Genomic DNA, 14,692 nt, shown 5'->3' on the forward strand with positions numbered 1-14,692 from the left:
GCATTCAGTGCGCGGTGGCGGATTCGCCCGCGCGGTCCCGCTCGGCGACCGCGCGCAGTTGCTCGCGCACCCAGGCCAGCACCGGCGTCGCCGCGGGATCCTCGGTGAGCGAGACGAGCACCGTCGGCCGGTCCCCACGCACCCGCGCCGCGTCCCGTTCCATCACATCGAGGTCCGCGCCGACCAGCGGCGCCAGATCGGTCTTGTTGACCACCAGCAGATCCGAGAAGGTCACGCCCGGGCCGCCTTTGCGTGGCACCTTGTCACCGCCCGCCACGTCCACCACGAAGATCTGCACGTCGATCAGGCCGGAGGAGAAGGTCGCGGTGAGATTGTCACCGCCGGATTCGACCAGGATCAGATCCAGCGGCGAATTGGCGGCGACGAGATCGTCGATGGCGTCGAGGTTGGCGGTGATGTCGTCGCGGATGGCGGTGTGCGGGCAGCCGCCGGTCTGCACGGCGGTGATCCGCTCGTCCGGCAGGACCGCGTGCCTGCGCAGGAAGTCGGCGTCCTCGGTGGTGTAGATGTCGTTGGTCAGCACCGCCAGCGACAGCTCGTCGCGCAACTGCCTGCACAACGCGGCCACCAACGCGGTCTTCCCCGAGCCGACCGGGCCGCCGATCCCGATGCGCAGCGCCTCCCCGGGCGTGCGATGACGTTTCGGCCGATCGTGACCGTGGTCGTGCGGCTCACCGTCGATCAGGTGCGGGGGCATGGCGCGGTCTCCTTCTTCCGGGGCTTCAGCTCGCGAACAGGGGCATGTCCCGCTGCCGATGGCGCTCGGCGAGCACATCCTGCAGCGGGTCGGACAGCGCGGCGAGACCGGTCGCGGCCTCCGTGGCGACGCGGTCGCACAGGCAGGCCAGCCGGATCGTGCACGCGGCGATCGCGGCGGGATCCAGGGCCAGCAAACGCTGTGCCGCGGTGGCGGCCCCGGTGAGCGTCGTGTAGACGACCACGCCCGCGATCTCCCGTGGCGGCACTGCGGCGGCCGAGCCGACCATCCCGAACACCGTGGACAGATGCGGTGTCGTCCCGAGTGGCGACCAATCGTGCCGGGGCCACAGCTGATTCGCCAGTCGCGTCAGGCCGCGGCCTTGGGCCCGGGACGCGGTCCGTGCCGCGGGTGCGGGCGTGCGCGCGTCGGCTTCGGTCTCCGCCCGCGCCGGATCCAGTTCGCCCGCGCACACCGCCGCGGCGAGCGACGCGGCCACCAGCCCCGACGTCCGGATCCGGCGGCGCAGGTACAGCTCCACCGTCGCGACGTCGCGGAGCACGCCGGAGGCGACGGCTTCCTCCACCCCGCCGGAGTGCACGTGCCCGCCGATGGGCAGCCGCGAGTCGGCGAGCGCGAGCAGCGTCGTCAAGCCGGACGCATCGGGACCGGTCGCGGCGGGTTCAGGCATCCGTCGATCCTATGCCCGTCGTGTCGACCCGGAGGTCCCGCTCGTTTCCGGTCAGCGACGAAAAGCGCGTTCCATGAATCGCTGCGCGCGGCCGCGGGTCAGATCGGTCCACGCCTGTACCGGCCCCGACCACCACGGGGCGATCTCTCGCGGCTTCGCGGTCACCGCGTGGCAGACGAGATCGGCGGCCTCGGCCACGGTGAGCCCGGGGACACGGCTGAAGTCCGTGGGCGCGCTCATCCTGGTGTGTACGAGCGGGAGGTAGATGGAGGTGGTGGTGACGCCGTCGGCGGCCACCTCCGCCGCCACGCTGCGCAACCAGACGTCGAAGGCGGATTTGGACGCACCGTAGGCGGCCCAGCGCGGCGCGGGGGGCATGCGCACACCCCAGGTCGACACGTTGACGATGTGCCCACGGCGCCGCGCGCGCATGGCGGGCAGCAACGTGAGCAGCAGGCGCACCGGCCCGAGGTAGTTCACCTCGATGGTGCGGGTGAAATCGTGGAACCGGTCATAGGAATCGTCGATCGGGCGGCGGATCGATTTGCCCGCGTTGTTGATCACCACGTCGAGGTGGCCGTGTTCGTCGAGGAGCAGACGGCCGAGCCGTTCGACGGCATCCATGTCCGTGAGATCGGTGGGGTAGGTGTGCGCGATGCCGCCCGCGGCGGTGATCTCCGCGGCCAGCCGCTCGAGTTCGCCGCCGGAGCGGGCCACGAGCAGCACGGTCGCGCCCGCCGCGGCCAGCTTGCGCGCACTGGCCTTGCCTATACCGTGCGACGAACCGGTGACCAGCACGATCTTGCCGCCCACCGCGTGGCGCAACGCCTCGTCCCGCGGACGCGACGTGGGGTACAGCAGTCGCGTCGCCACGAGTTCGGCGACCGGACGACCGTTGCTCGCGGCACGGGGTCGATGCACGAATTCGACTGTAGGCGTTGTTCGGGGTGCCCACCCGGGCTTCGCGCGATCAGTCCGTGCGCGACATGTCCCGGACGAGCCGCGGCAGGTCCTGGCGGGTGAGATAGGCGGCGATGCGCAGCTCCCCGTCGGCGTGCCGGACCAGGAAATCGCTGTAGAGGTCGAGCGTGGCCGCGTCCGCGAGGGTCAGCGTCCAGTGCGTCGAGGTGAGCCAGTAGTGCCCGCCCAGGTCGATCGTGGACTGCGCGGCCACCGGCGCGCGCCCAGCGGCGAGTCCGCGGGCACGCGCGCGGGCGGCGGCGATGAACTCCTCGCGGGTGACGCATCGGCTCGTCGTCGGCGTGACGACCAGGATCTGCGGATCGAAAAAGTCTGGCAGCGAGTCGAAGTAGGACGCGGCGACGCTGTCGTCGTAGCGGCGGAGGAACGCCTGGACCGCATCGATGCCAGGCCCACAAGAGCCGTCGGCGGTGGGGTTGTCATGTGAAAACATGACATCTAAAAATATCACGAACGGCGTTCGCCCTGCGGGAGGCGCGCCGATGCGCGGCTCGAGCATTTCTACTCACGCGCCCGTGGGCGGCCGTGTGATCGAATGTGGGATCGCACAGATCGCTTCGCCAGGGCTTTGCTCAGGTGGTCAGCCGAGGGGGAACACGGTGTCGACGCCGGATACGCAGGTATCGATCGCACAATGGATCGCGCGCGGCATCGCGATCGTCGTGCTGGTCCCGATTCGCCTGTTGTGGGAGGGCATTCGCCTGCTGGGCCGCGTCACCGGAGCGGTGCTCGGGTACATCGCGCGGTACCTGCTGGTTCCGGCGGCCGAGCTGATCCGGCAGTGGGTGCTGCGGCCCGCCTGGATCGTCGTGAAGGACTTCTTGTGGGGCTGGGTGATCCAGCACCTGCTGTGGGGTTCGCTGCTCACGCCGCTGCTGTCCTTTCTGCTCGAGTACCTGTTGCGACCGCTGCGGCGGGCAGTGGAGATCTTTCTGTGGCGCAGAGTCATTCGTCCTCTCGGGGCTTGGCTGCTGCGGTGGGTGGTCTACCCGGTCGTCTATGCCATCGCGTGGGTGTGCCATCGCACCGTCGAGTGGTTGATCGTCCGGCCGCTGACGCAACTGTGGCGCTGGGTGCTGCGCCCGCTGTGGGGCGTGCTGCGCACGACCGCACGATACGGGTGGCGCGTGGCCACCCTCGTCGTGGGCGTCCTCGTGGTGGCGCCGTGCCGGGCGGTGTACCGCTCTGTGCTGCGCCCGCTGTTCGCCGCGCTGGCGGTCGTCTGGCGCGCGCTGGTGGTGCGCCCGGTCCGCTGGGTGCACGGCGCGATCATCCGGCCGATGAACCGCTGGGCAGCCGAGGTCGTGGCGACGGTGTTCGGCCGCTGACCCCGGCCGGGCTCAGCGCGGGCGGGGCGTAGCGAAGCGCGCGATCAGCGCCATCGCGGTGAGCGCCGCCGCGCCGACGGCCACCGCGACGTGCATGCCGTCGACGAAAGACCCGCGCGCCGCCTCGATCAACGCCGCGTCGCCGCCGGCCTGCTGGATGGTCTCGCCGAGTGTCTCCGCGTAGTGGCCTCCGGACCGGAAGATCAGCGCGGCGAGCGAACCGAGCAGCGCCAGGCCCAGCGCGTTGCCCAATTCGAAGCTGGTCTCCGAAATGCCGACCGCCGACCCTGCCCGCTCCGGCGGCACCGAGGACACCGCGACCTCGGACACCAGGGTGAATGCCAGGCCGTAGCCGACTCCGGCGATCGCGGATCCGGTCAGATACCACCAGAGTCCGTCGTGCGCACCGACGCCGAGCAGCATCAGATTGCCCACCGCGGAGGCGAGCAGGGCGAACACGAAGGTGGCGCGCGCGCCGAAGCGATGCCCGACCCGGGCGCCGCCCACCGAGCAGACGAACACCGCGATCGCCATCGGAATGCCGAGCAGTGCCGCCGCCAGCGGCGTGCGCCCGGTCACCGACTGCAGATAGATGCTGGTCAGGTAGCTCAGCCCGGCCAGGGACATCATGCCGGTCAGGCTGGCGCCGATGGCGACCGAGAATTGCGGCCGGGCGAACAACCGCAGGTCCAGCAGCGGTTCGTCGAGCTGCCGCTGCCTGCGCACGAAGGCGGTCAGGATCACCGCGCCGATCAGCGCGACGACGATCGCCTGCGCATCGATGCCTTCGGTGGCGGCGTGCTTGATGCCGTACACCACCGGCAGGATGCCGCCGATCGACAAGGCGACGCTCGGCAGGTCCAGCGGCCCCCTCGCCCCGGCGCGGTGCTCCGGCAGCACGAGTGGACCGAAAACGAGCAGGACCAGCAGCACCGGGATGTTGATGAGGAACACCGACCCCCACCAGAAATGGTGCAGCAGCACGCCCCCGATGACCGGCCCCACGGCCGAACCACCGGCGAAGAACGCGGTCCAGACGCCGATCGCGGCGGCGCGCTCCCTGGCGTCCGGGAACAGGCTGGAGATCAGCGCCAAGCTGGACGGCAGCAGCGTCGCGCCGCCGATGCCCATCAGCGCCCGCGCCGCGATCAGTACGCCCGCGCTGGGGGCGAACCCGGCGATCACCGACGCGATGCCGAAGACCGCCGCGCCCGCCAGCAGGATGTTGCGCCGCCCGATCCGGTCGCCGAGATTGCCCATGGTGATCAGCAGGCCCGCGATCAAGAAGCCGTAGATGTCCAGGATCCACAACTGCTGGTCCGCCGACGGGTCGAGATCGAGGGTCAACGTCGGCAGCGCGAGGAACAGCACCGAGATATCCATCGACACCAGCAGCACCGGCAGCAACAGGACCGCGAGGCCCAGCCAGGCGCGGCGCGAACCCGTAGTGGACGGCGCGGTTCGCACTGCCTGCACCTCTGTCATCACCCGACATCCTCTCACTGACGCGTACGTCGTACGCACGACTCCGGGTACAGTGTACGCATGCTGCACCGCGCCGCCATTGTCGACACCGCGATCGAGCTCGCCGACGCCGAGGGTTTGGACGCGCTGTCCATGCGGCGCATCGCCGATCGTCTCGGAGTGGGCGCCATGTCGCTGTACCGCCACGTCGCGAACAAGGACGAGTTGCTCGCGCTGATGACCGACGAAGTGGCCCGGCGCAATCCGTATCCCTCCCCCGAAGGACAGCGGTGGACCTGGCGCGACCGGGTGCGCATCGCCGCCGAGGTCGACTGGGCCCTCTACCGGCAGCACCCCTGGGTGCTGCTCACCTTCGCCACTCCGCGCTACAGCTTCGGACCGCAGAGCCTGGCCTGCCTGGCGTGGCTGGTGGACGGTTTCTTGGAACTCGGCGTGTCCACCCGCGAAGCGACCGGCATGTCCTTCACCGTGTGGAACTACATCTCCGGCGCGACCCTGCCGGAGATCAGCGCCGAGCTGATGGCGCGCAAAGGCATGGATCCCGGCGGGGACAACGCGCTGCGGACGCTGTTGAACGGCACGGCCGAGGGACCGGTCCCGACCGCCCTGACCGATCTCGCGGGCAGCGGCGTGCGCGACCTGACCCAGGAGGAACTGCTCTACGACGGGCTCACCGCGCTGTGCGACGGATTCGAGGTCAGAGCAGCACGACGCGACGAATTGACCTCGAGCTGACTTGATGTTGCAGGCTGGCCGGCGACAGCTCACGAACAGGAGTCGCCGTGCACGCCATTCGCCTTCATGCCTTCGGCCCGGCCGAGAACCTTCGCTACGAGACCGTTCCCGATCCGGTGCCAGGCCCCGGGCAGGTGCGCATCGCGGTCGCGGCCGCCGGTGTGCATCTGATCGACACCGCGCTGCGCAGAGGCGAGCCAGGGCCGTTTCCGTTGCCCGAGCTGCCGACCGTTCCCGGACGTGAAGTCGCGGGCACCGTGGACCGGGTGGGCGACGGCGTGCCCGCGAATCTGCTGCGCGCACGCGTCGTCGCCCATCTCGGCGCGGTGCCCGGCGGATACGCCGAACTGGCCGTCACGGACGCCGCCCGACTGCACGAGATTCCCGCCGCGCTGGACTCCGCGCAGGCGGTGGCGATGATCGGCACCGGGCGCACGACCATGGGCATCCTTCAGTTCGCCGAGCTGGAGCCCGGCAGCGTCGTCCTGGTGACGGCCGCGGCGGGCGGCATCGGAACCCTGGTCGTGCAGTACGCGAAGAACGCCGGAGCCACGGTGATCGGCGCCGCCGGTGGCCCCGCGAAAGTGGATCTGGTGCGCCGCAACGGCGCCGACCTCGCGGTGGACTACCTGCTGCCGGACTGGCCCGACCGGGTGCGTGCGCTCGTCGGCGATGCCGGGGTGCACGTGTTGTTCGACTCGGTGGGCGGTGCCATCGCTCGCACCGGCATCGATCTGCTCACCCGCGGTGGGCGGCATCTGGTCTACGGCTGGTCCGGTAGGTCGGTGGACGACGGGCCGGTGCGGCTTTCCGCCGACGACCTGGCCGCACGCGGGATCACGTCGGAGATGGTGATCGGCCCGCCGATGCTCGCGCGAGCCGGTGGCGATCTGCGCGTCCTCGAGGATCGCGCGATGGCCGAGGCGGCCGCGGGCCGGTTGCGCCCCGCCCTGCATCGCTTCGCGCTCGCCGACGCGGCCGCCGCGCACCGCGCGCTGGAGACGCGCGGAACGACCGGAAAAGTGGTGCTGGAACCCTAGCCGAGGCCGGTCATTCGACGCCGTCTCCGTTCACCACGGCATAAGCGAAGCCGTCCCAGCCCTTGCCGCCGACGGTCTGGACCACGGTCGCGTCCAGGCTCGGTTCGGAGGCGAGCAACTCGACCAGCTCCCGGCTTGCCTGTGCGTTGGGATCCTCGGAATGCTCCTCGGCGATTCTGCCGCCGCGGACCACGTTGTCGACGATGATCACCGAGCCGGGCCGGGTCAACCGCAGCGCCCACAGGACGTAGTTGGAATTGTTCACCTTGTCCGCGTCGATGAACACCAAGTCGAACGGGTCCGGGTCCTCCTCCGCGAGCACGGGCAGACTGTCCAGCGCGGCGCCGACCCGGATCTCCACCCGGTCGCCGACACCGGCGCGCTCCAGATTGGCTCGCGCCACCTCCGCGTGCTGGGCGGAGAACTCCAGCGTGATCACCCGGCCTTTGGGACCGACTGCCCTGGCGAGCCAGATCGTGCTGTACCCGCCGAGCGTGCCGATCTCCAGCACGCGCCGCGCCACGGCCGATCTGGCCAGCAGATGCAGGAACTTTCCCTGCGGCGGGGACACGTCGATCGGGGGCAGGCCTGCCGCCTTGTTCGCGTCCAGCGCCGCGTCGGAATCGGGGTCCGCCACCAGTGTCTCCACCAGATAGCGGTCCACGTCGGCCCATCCAGATGTCGTCATAGCTGGAAGTCTGCCACCCGATCGCGCCCGCGGGCTCGGCGCGCCGAGTAGCGTTCGGCACAGCGAGAGGTACGTGTCCAGTGATCGCGCCGACCATGGGACGGACAGGACCTGACATGACGAATCCCGCGCGGGCCGTGGTGGTCATCGCCTCCCTGATCGCCTTGGGCGCCACCGCCCCCGCCGAGGCCGCTCCCGCAGGCGGAGCCGAATACGTCGCGCTGGGTGACTCCGGGGCGGCCACCACGGGCGTGCGGAACTACGACATCACGTCCCCGCCTCGATGCCTCCGCTCGACCGCGAACACCCCGAAATTGATCGCCGCGGACCTGGGTCTGCGGATCGACGACCGTACCTGCAACTCCGCGCGCATCCCGGATCTCACCGCCGCGCAAGGGCCGGGCATCCCACCGCAGTTCGACGCCCTCGGCCCGGCCACCAGGCTGGTCACAGTGCACATCGGCGCCAACGACGCCTTGATGGCCGAGCACATCGTCGCCTGTCATGTCTACGGCCTCTCCGGTATCGGCGGGTGCGCCGGTCCGGACTGGGACGCCGACATCGAGGCGATCGCGACATCCTATGCCACCGCCTTGCAACAGATCTCGTCCCTGGCGCCGCGGGCGCTGATCGTGGTCGACGGCTGGCCGACCTATGTGCGCGACGGCGGCTGTCCGGAGCTGGTCGGTCTGCGCCCGTCCGATGCCGCGCCCATCCAGGCCGCCTTCGATCGCCTCGATACCGTGGTGGCCCGGGTGGCCACGGCGCACGGCGCCACCTACGTCGACACTCGCGCCGCCTCGGCGGGCCGCGATGCGTGCGCGCCGGTCGGCGTTCGCTGGATCGACCCTGTGGTCGCCACCGAGACGCTCATCCCCTACCACCTCACCCCGCAGGGCATGCGTGGCGTCGCCGACGTCATGCTCCCGGCGATCCGCGCCGCCGGACTGCCCGGCTGAGCGATTCGGCGGTACCGACGCGGCCGCCCCGGACTCGGGCGAGTCCGGGGCGGCTGGGATGCGGGCTTATTTCGAGAAGTTCTCCGGCGGCTGCCAAGGACGGCCGTGCGGGTCGTCCGGGCGCTGGGCCGGAGGTTGCTGCGGCTGTTGCTGCTGTTGCGGCGGCTGCTGGGCCGGGAAAGCCTCGTGCGGAGGGATGACCGGCTGGTGCGGCGACGGTTCGAAGCTCTGCGGCGGCGGTGTCGGAGTCAGCCCCTCGACCGGAGTCCGCGCCGTCGCCTCGGCGGCCCGCACGGCCCGCTCGATGGTCGGATCGGGCGCGGTGTCGAACCAGTCCGCGACGTCGGAGTCGTCCTCGGGCTTGACTTCCGCGCCGTCGGAGGCGGGCGGCTCGTACCGGAATACGCCGTCCTCGCCCTGCGTGCCGAAACTCTTGGCGAACCCTTCCAGCGCTTTGCCGAAGTCGCTGGGCACCAGCCACACCTTGTTGGCGTCACCGCGCGCCACCATGGGCAGCGTCTGCATGTACTGGTAGGCAAGCAGTTCCGGCGTCGGCTTGCCGGATTTGATGGCGGCGAAGACTTTTTCGATGGCCTTGGCCTGGCCTTGCGCCTGCAAGTAGGCGGCGGCGCGCTCACCCTGCGCCCGCAGGATGCGGCTCTGCCGTTCGCCTTCGGCGGCCAGGATCGCCGACTGCTTGGCGCCCTCGGCGGACAGGATCTGCGCCTGTTTCGAGCCCTCGGCCGTCTTGATCTGCGATTCGCGCTGGCCCTCGGCGGTGAGGATCATGGCGCGCTTCTCGCGGTCGGCCTTCATCTGCTTCTCCATCGATTCCTGGATCGAGGGAGGCGGATCAATGCTCTTCAGCTCGACGCGCGCGACGCGCAGACCCCAGCGCCCGGTCGCCTCGTCCAGCACGCCGCGCAGCTGGCCGTTGATCGCGTCGCGGGAGGTCAGGGTCTGCTCGAGCGTCATGCCGCCGACCACGTTGCGCAACGTGGTGACCGTCAACTGCTCGACGGCGGCGATGTAATTGCTGATCTCGTACACCGCCGCCTGCGGGCTGGTCACCTGGAAATAGACCACTGTGTCGATGTGCAGGGTCAGGTTGTCCTCGGTGATCACCGGCTGCGGCGGGAACGACACCACCCGTTCCCGCAGATCCACCTTGGCGCGGACCCGGTCGGCGAACGGCACCAGGAACGTCAGCTGGCCGGACACGGTCCGCGAATACCGGCCCAGCCGCTCGATCACCGCCGCCTCGGCCTGCGGCACCAGCGCGATCGACTTGAAGACCACCACCACGACCAGCAACACGAGGACGGCGGCAACGATCAGTACAGCCATCAAGGCCCCTTCCAGACGACGGCGGTAGCGCCGTCGATCTTCATGACATACACGGTCGTACCCGGTTCATAGACTTCGCTCGTATCCATCGGCCGCGCGGTCCAGACCTCCCCGCCCAGCTTCACCTGACCGGAGTGCTCCGCCACCTGTTCGAGCACCAGTGCGGTCTTCCCCGGCAGGGCGTCCACGTTCGTCGGCGTCGGCGGCGGAGTTCCGAAGCGACGCCGGATCATCGGGCGCACCCCGAGGAACAGCACCGCCGAGATCACCGCGAAGACGATGGCGTCCACCACCAGCGAGGTGTCCGCCGCCGCGCTCACGCCCGCGGTGCCCAACGCGGCGACACCGAGCATCAGCAGCGTGAAATCGCCGGTGAGCATCTCCGCCGCCGCGAGCAGAACGCCCGCGACCAGCCAAAAAATTGCGGCCACACGACCACTGTAGTGCGCCGATCATGATATCGGGCGCGACCTCGGCGAGTACTCCGGAGGAATTCCGCGCGCGGACGCGCGGCCACCCGGGTGCGGCGAAAGCCGCAGCGGCGGTGCTAGCTTCAGGCGGGTGAGCGGGCGTGACAGGTATGGCGACATCTTCTCCGGACATCCTCGATCGAAGAAAAGGGCGGTGCCCACGGTCACCGCGGAACGCGACCTGGTCGTCGAGGACGCCGCGACCGGATTCTGCGGCGCGGTGGTCGGATTCGATCGCAGCTACGACGGCGAGTTCGTGAAACTGGAGGACGCCCGCGGCGCGGTGCGCCTGTTCGCACTGCGCGAGGCCGCGTTCCTCATCGACGGCGAGCCGGTGACACTGGTGCGGCCGTCGGCCGCCCCGCCGAAGACGCCCACCCGCTCCGCCTCCGGGTCCACCCGGGTCGAGGGCTTGCGCGCCCGGGTCGCCCGCGGCAGCCGGATCTGGGTGGAGGGCGTCCACGACGCCGCGCTCGTCGAGCGGGTGTGGGGGCACGATCTGCGCGTCGAGGGCGTGGTCGTGGAGCAGCTGGAAGGCTTGGACAACCTGGCCGCGCGCCTCACGGAGTTCGAGCCGGGCCCGGGCAGACGGGTCGGCGTCCTGGTCGACCACCTGGTGACCGGATCGAAGGAAACCCAGCTGACCACCGGCCTCGGACCGCACGTGCTGGTAACCGGTCACCCGTTCGTCGACGTCTGGCAGGCGGTGCGCCCGGATACTCTCGGCATCGCCCGGTGGCCCGAAGTGCCCCGGGACGAGGACTGGAAGACCGGCGTCTGCGCCCGTCTGGGCTGGGGCACCCCGCAGGACGGCTGGCGGCGGGTGTACGGCGCGGTGACCTCCTTCCGCGATATGGAGGCTCCGCTCATCGGCGCGGTGGAGCGTCTCATCGATTTCGTGACCGAGCCGGACCAGCGCGGCGGCGGGCAAGGGTAGCTGCCGGGCGGTGTCCGCGCGGACCCGCTCGTCGCCGGCCGCGCGGCGCCCGCAGGTTTCCATGCTGCTCACCAATGCCCTTGCGCATGGATGCCCACCGGTAGCGCCCACCCTTTATGCTCGATAATTATGTGCTCTCCAAGTGCGACGCTGACGGTGTGGGCGAGCTCCTGGCTGGCCGGCCGCAGTGCGCCCGACGACGTTTTGGCCGCCTTGCACGCGTGGGCGCCGAAGCACACGATCGCGGCGGGCGACCCGCTCACCGGCGGACGCACCGACCTACCCTGGTCCGCGCACGGCAACCTGCCGGGCAGCGGAGTCATGGCATTGCTCAAGGCGATTCGCGAGACGATGGCCCAACCGGGGGCACAACTGCGGTTGGTGCTCCCCGTCCCCGGCGACGTGCGCGGAGTCCCCGCGGGCACGGCGTTCGCCGCCGACGCGATCGAGGCGGAGGAGGGCATCCTGATCGGCGTGCCGGGCGCCGACGGCACCGGACTCATCCCCCAGTGGGCCGACGACGACACCCTGCAGTGGACCGTCTACAGCACGCCCGTCCCCGCGGAGCCGGGCTCCGACATGTCGCTCGGCGAGGCCGAATACGCGATGCGCGAAGCGGTCCGCGAGGCCGCCGACGCGTTGATGAAACTGCACACGACCTCGCTCGGCACGGTCGATTCCGATCCGCGCGAGCTCATCGAAGCCGAACTCGCCGACTACTCGCGGCACGACTATCCCGAGTCGATCCCGCTGCGGGCCAGGCGCATCCTGGACACCGCCGATCACGTCGCGGCCATCCTCACGGTGGCGCAGCGAGAGCCCGCGTCCGCACCCACCTCCGCCAGCGCGATCGGCGCGCAGGAATCACTGCTGCGGCCGCTGTGGGACGCGATTCGCGCCGCGCGTCTGGTCGCCGTGCACGCCTCCGCGCGCGGAAGTCGCTGAGCCATGTCGCGGGCGGTGTGACATGCGCTGCTCCCGTCGTCGCCGCACGGCCGCCCTCGCTGTTCTGCTCGGTCTGACGCTGCATGCCCCGGCGTCGGCGATCGTGGGCGGCGCCACAGCGACGACCGCGGAGTATCCGTGGCTGGCGGCCATCGGCACACCGTTGTTCCTCACCCGCGCTTCCGGCCAATTCTGCGGCGGCGCGCTCATCGCGCCGGATCAGGTGATCACCACGGCACACTGCGTGGCCCTCGCGCAGCCGCTGGCGCAGACGCTCACCGCCACCTTCGGCCGCGACGACCTGCGCGGGCGCGAGGGAAACACGGTGCACGTCAAGGACATTCGTATCCATCCGGGTTTCCGGGCGACCGTTCTCGACACCACGACCGCCTATCAGAACGATATGGCGATCCTCACCCTGGACGAGCCGCAGCCCGGTCCCACGATCACCGTCGCCGCCGCGGCTTCGGGCACCGGAACGATCCTGGGTTGGGGCGCGACTTCGGAAACCGACGAAGCCAACACCCGGTTGCGCGCCGCGGACGTCCCACTGGCCACCGACGGAGAGTGCGCCGCCGCCTATGGCTCGGCCTTCGACCCGCACACCATGCTGTGCGCGGGCACTCCGGCCGCCGACACCGCCCAGTACGACAGCGGCGGACCGCTTCTCGTCGACGGGCGGCTCACCGGCCTCACGTCCTGGGGCGTCGGTGCGGCGCGCCCCGGTTTCCCCACGGTCTACACCCGGGTGAACACCACCGATTTCTGAGTGGCCGGCACCGCGAGACTCACTGCTGCGGCGGCTGGTACTGCTGCTGCGGAGGATACTGCTGCTGTTGCGGGTACTGCTGATACTGCGGTTGCTGCTGCGGCTGGTAAGGCTGCTGATATTGCGGCGGGGCAGGATACTGCGGCTGCCCTGGCAGACCCTGTTGCGGAGGATAGGGCTGCGGATACTGTTGTGCCTGCGGATACTGCTGATGCTGCTGTTGCTGGGCCTGGTTCTTGCCCCGCTTGCTCAGCCAGACGATCAGGCCGATGACGACGGCAACCACCCCGACGCACAACAGCAGACCACCGAGGGAGAAGCCACCACCGCCTCTGCTGCGGCTGCGGCGCCTGGCCTCGGTGGTGTCGAGAGCCACGGTCCATACGTTGGAGTCGGACCAGGCATGCGGATCGAGCACGGCGGCATTGGTCAGCACGTCGGCATAAGTCATAGAGAGTTCTCCCCCCGGAGAAGTCGATTCGGCTAAAGGTCGCAGGCGATGCTACCGGGCCTGGTTCCGCTCAATTCCCAGTGCTGGGACGGCGCGGCGCCGCGCAACAACCGACGACGCACGGCGCGCCGTCGCGCGTGCAGCCGTAACCGGGGACCGCTCCGAGCCGCCGCGGTTCGGCGCCGCGCAACTGTTCGGAGACCAGTTCGACGACCAGCTTCGCGAAACGCGGGTCGCTTCCGGGGGTCGCGGCCCGCGCGAAGCCCATCCCGAGTTCCGCGGCCTTCTGCGCGGCCTCGTTGTCCAGATCCCAGATGACCTCGAGATGATCGGAGACGAAGCCCACCGGACAGACGACCACGGCCTCGACACCCTTCGCGGCGAGGTCGTCGAGATGGTCGACGATGTCCGGCGCCAGCCACGGCACCTGCGGTGGACCGGAACGAGACTGCCAGACGACGTCGTAGTCGGTGAACCCGGTTGCCGCGGCGCACAATCGGGCGGCCTCGGCGACCTGACGGCTGTAGAGCCGCCCACCGTCGGCGGGCGGGCCCGCGGCGGCGTCGGCCGACAGCGGGACGGAGTGCGCTGTGAACACCAGTCGCGCGGCGGCGCGCTGCCCGGCGGGAAGCCGCTCCAGGGCCGCGCGAATGGCGTCGGCGAACGCCTCGATCAGCAGCGGATGGTCGAAGTACTGGCGCAGCTTCAGCAGCTCCGGCGCCCCCGCGCCGAACGCCGCACGCGCCCTGGCGATGTCCTCATGGTACTGCAGGCAGCCGGAGTATCCGCCCCACGCCGACGTCGGGAAGACCAAGGCGGACTCGACGCCGTCGGCGGCCATCCGCGCCACGGTGTCCTCCACCATCGGATGCCAGTTGCGGTTGCCGAAGTACACCGGCAGTTCGAGGCCCGCGCCGGCCAATTCGGTCTCGACCGCCGCGATGATGGCGCGATTGAGCGCGTTGATCGGCGAGACACCGCCGAAGTGCAGATAGTGCTCGGCGACCGCTTCGAGACGCTCGCGCGGCACTCCCCTACCCCGGGTGACGTTCTCCAGGAAGGGCATCACATCGTCGGGCCGCTCCGGACCTCCGAAGGACAGCAGCAGCAGCGCGTCGGCGGTCCGGACCACGGTTTCTCCCATCCGA

The 14,692-nt window shown here is 70.2% G+C and carries 17 protein-coding genes; 7 read left to right on the forward strand and 10 right to left on the reverse strand.

Annotation, left to right across the window (positions count from 1 at the left end; genetic code table 11):
- Positions 1 to 4: 4 nt before the first annotated feature.
- The 4 genes from ureG to GVY64_RS00260 are packed head-to-tail and all read right to left on the reverse strand — an operon-like array spanning position 5 to position 2,823.
- Positions 5 to 718 carry an urease accessory protein UreG gene (gene ureG, locus GVY64_RS00245; RefSeq protein WP_159837519.1) on the reverse strand — a complete coding sequence of 238 codons (714 nt, stop codon included), beginning with the start codon at positions 716 to 718 and terminating at the stop codon, positions 5 to 7.
- A 25-nt stretch (positions 719 to 743) separates the two neighbouring features.
- A complete protein-coding gene (locus GVY64_RS00250; protein WP_159837521.1) occupies positions 744 to 1,409 on the reverse strand; it encodes an urease accessory protein UreF in 666 nt (221 codons plus the stop codon).
- Positions 1,410 to 1,460: 51 nt separating this feature from the next.
- Complete coding sequence (locus GVY64_RS00255) at positions 1,461 to 2,330, reverse strand: SDR family NAD(P)-dependent oxidoreductase (RefSeq protein WP_442939490.1); 870 nt, start codon at positions 2,328 to 2,330, stop codon at positions 1,461 to 1,463.
- A 49-nt stretch (positions 2,331 to 2,379) separates the two neighbouring features.
- Positions 2,380 to 2,823, reverse strand: a complete 444-nt coding sequence (locus GVY64_RS00260) for a hypothetical protein (RefSeq protein WP_159837523.1) — start codon at positions 2,821 to 2,823, stop codon at positions 2,380 to 2,382.
- Positions 2,824 to 2,989: 166 nt separating this feature from the next.
- On the opposite strand from GVY64_RS00260, the gene GVY64_RS00265 reads away from it, so the two are divergent.
- The gene (locus tag GVY64_RS00265; protein WP_159837525.1) at positions 2,990 to 3,718 is read left to right on the forward strand and encodes a hypothetical protein; all 729 of its coding nucleotides are present in this window, start codon (positions 2,990 to 2,992) and stop codon (positions 3,716 to 3,718) included.
- A gap of 12 nt (positions 3,719 to 3,730) precedes the next feature.
- Here GVY64_RS00265 and GVY64_RS00270 read toward each other — a convergent pair whose 3' ends face one another.
- Positions 3,731 to 5,203 carry an MFS transporter gene (locus GVY64_RS00270; RefSeq protein WP_159837527.1) on the reverse strand — a complete coding sequence of 491 codons (1,473 nt, stop codon included), beginning with the start codon at positions 5,201 to 5,203 and terminating at the stop codon, positions 3,731 to 3,733.
- Between the two features lie 60 nt (positions 5,204 to 5,263).
- Between GVY64_RS00270 and GVY64_RS00275 the strand changes: the two genes are divergently transcribed.
- Positions 5,264 to 5,938, forward strand: a complete 675-nt coding sequence (locus GVY64_RS00275) for a TetR/AcrR family transcriptional regulator (RefSeq protein ID WP_159837529.1) — start codon at positions 5,264 to 5,266, stop codon at positions 5,936 to 5,938.
- Positions 5,939 to 5,985: 47 nt separating this feature from the next.
- On the forward strand, positions 5,986 to 6,978 hold the full coding sequence (locus tag GVY64_RS00280; protein WP_159837531.1) for a zinc-binding dehydrogenase: 993 nt from the start codon (positions 5,986 to 5,988) through the stop codon (positions 6,976 to 6,978).
- Positions 6,979 to 6,988: 10 nt separating this feature from the next.
- Here GVY64_RS00280 and GVY64_RS00285 read toward each other — a convergent pair whose 3' ends face one another.
- Positions 6,989 to 7,666 (reverse strand): O-methyltransferase, encoded by a 678-nt coding sequence (locus GVY64_RS00285; RefSeq protein ID WP_159837533.1) that lies wholly within the window; start codon positions 7,664 to 7,666, stop codon positions 6,989 to 6,991.
- A 116-nt stretch (positions 7,667 to 7,782) separates the two neighbouring features.
- Here GVY64_RS00285 and GVY64_RS00290 point away from each other — a divergent pair, with 116 nt between their 5' ends.
- Positions 7,783 to 8,625 (forward strand): SGNH/GDSL hydrolase family protein, encoded by an 843-nt coding sequence (locus tag GVY64_RS00290; protein ID WP_159837535.1) that lies wholly within the window; start codon positions 7,783 to 7,785, stop codon positions 8,623 to 8,625.
- Between the two features lie 66 nt (positions 8,626 to 8,691).
- On the opposite strand, the gene GVY64_RS00295 is transcribed toward GVY64_RS00290, so the two are convergent.
- Complete coding sequence (locus GVY64_RS00295; RefSeq protein ID WP_159837537.1) at positions 8,692 to 9,972, reverse strand: SPFH domain-containing protein; 1,281 nt, start codon at positions 9,970 to 9,972, stop codon at positions 8,692 to 8,694.
- Positions 9,972 to 10,403 (reverse strand): NfeD family protein, encoded by a 432-nt coding sequence (locus tag GVY64_RS00300; RefSeq protein ID WP_159837539.1) that lies wholly within the window; start codon positions 10,401 to 10,403, stop codon positions 9,972 to 9,974. The genes GVY64_RS00295 and GVY64_RS00300 overlap by 1 nt, the downstream gene beginning before the upstream one ends.
- Positions 10,404 to 10,533: 130 nt before the next feature.
- Between GVY64_RS00300 and GVY64_RS00305 the strand changes: the two genes are divergently transcribed.
- The 3 genes from GVY64_RS00305 to GVY64_RS00315 all read left to right on the forward strand — a co-directional run bounded on the left by GVY64_RS00305 (position 10,534) and on the right by GVY64_RS00315 (position 13,093).
- Positions 10,534 to 11,379 (forward strand): DUF3097 domain-containing protein, encoded by an 846-nt coding sequence (locus tag GVY64_RS00305; RefSeq protein WP_159837541.1) that lies wholly within the window; start codon positions 10,534 to 10,536, stop codon positions 11,377 to 11,379.
- Between the two features lie 129 nt (positions 11,380 to 11,508).
- Entirely contained in the window at positions 11,509 to 12,324 is an 816-nt protein-coding gene (locus GVY64_RS00310) for a hypothetical protein (protein ID WP_159837543.1), read from the forward strand.
- 22 nt (positions 12,325 to 12,346) lie between these two features.
- Complete coding sequence (locus GVY64_RS00315) at positions 12,347 to 13,093, forward strand: S1 family peptidase (RefSeq protein ID WP_159837545.1); 747 nt, start codon at positions 12,347 to 12,349, stop codon at positions 13,091 to 13,093.
- A 19-nt stretch (positions 13,094 to 13,112) separates the two neighbouring features.
- Here GVY64_RS00315 and GVY64_RS37120 read toward each other — a convergent pair whose 3' ends face one another.
- Both GVY64_RS37120 and GVY64_RS00325 read right to left on the reverse strand, forming a co-directional pair.
- Positions 13,113 to 13,544 (reverse strand): hypothetical protein, encoded by a 432-nt coding sequence (locus GVY64_RS37120; RefSeq protein ID WP_201297843.1) that lies wholly within the window; start codon positions 13,542 to 13,544, stop codon positions 13,113 to 13,115.
- 70 nt (positions 13,545 to 13,614) lie between these two features.
- Positions 13,615 to 14,688 carry a ferrochelatase gene (locus tag GVY64_RS00325; RefSeq protein WP_159837547.1) on the reverse strand — a complete coding sequence of 358 codons (1,074 nt, stop codon included), beginning with the start codon at positions 14,686 to 14,688 and terminating at the stop codon, positions 13,615 to 13,617.
- Positions 14,689 to 14,692: the final 4 nt, after the last annotated feature.

This window comes from Nocardia sp. CY41, from assembly GCF_009829325.1.
In the GTDB taxonomy this organism is placed as follows: domain Bacteria; phylum Actinomycetota; class Actinomycetes; order Mycobacteriales; family Mycobacteriaceae; genus Nocardia.